Source organism: Micromonospora sp. LOL_024, from assembly GCF_048060415.1.
Lineage (GTDB): Bacteria > Actinomycetota > Actinomycetes > Mycobacteriales > Micromonosporaceae > Micromonospora.
Map to the genome: position 1 here is coordinate 1 of NZ_JBHMIS010000168.1, position 749 is coordinate 749.

The window sequence follows — 749 nt, forward strand, 5'->3', positions numbered from 1 at the left end:
GGTGACGACGACGCCGGCCAGGTCCAGCGGGGCCAGCAGCGGTTGGAAGTGCGTGGTTTCGTTCGTCTTCGCGCCGACCTCGACCTGAGCGAGGGTCACGACGGTGCCGTGCGTGACCGCCGAGAGGAGATGCCGGCGGGTCGCGGTGAGACGGGCCGATCCCTTGAGTGCTTTGCCGTCGACGGCGATCACGCGCAGCCGCCGGGACACCGACGGTGACGGCGCCCGGGTGGGCTCGGTGGCGGCGCGATGCCGGTTGGCGAGGTAGGCGCACACCGCCCGGTCCAGGGCGTCACCGTCCACAGCCCTCAGCACACGGCCGATCGTGGCCGACGACGGAGTGCGCCGCCATCTGAACAGATGCACGCGGATCCCGATGACTGCCAGCAGTGCGGTCGAGGCGCGCTGGCCCCACTCGGCAAGTTCGTCGATGCTCTTCGCGCCCGAGACGACCCCGCAGGCGCACACCAGCAGGATCGCGGTCAGCGAGTACCACCGGCCCCGCCGGGAACGCGGGTCGGGCACCGAGTCGAGGTAGGGGCGCAGGTCAGCGATCCGGCCGGTGTCCAGCGGCCCCAGTTTCACCAGCACCGCAGGGATGGGAGAAGATGCGACAGCAGGCACGGGCCACCTCGTGATCATCTGGCTTCGACACCACAATGATCACGAAACCCGTGCCTGCCCTGTTATCCACCCCAACCGGTCACAACCCGACCAGCCGCACGACCCCGGAACTTGCAAAGGCCCTG

General features: G+C 69.6%; 1 protein-coding gene. It reads right to left on the reverse strand.

Annotated elements, in window-relative coordinates; genetic code table 11:
• On the reverse strand, positions 1–591 hold a 591-nt coding region (locus tag ACFHWY_RS28735; protein WP_416583364.1), incomplete at its 3' end, for a transposase family protein.
• Positions 592–749 lie beyond the last annotated feature (158 nt).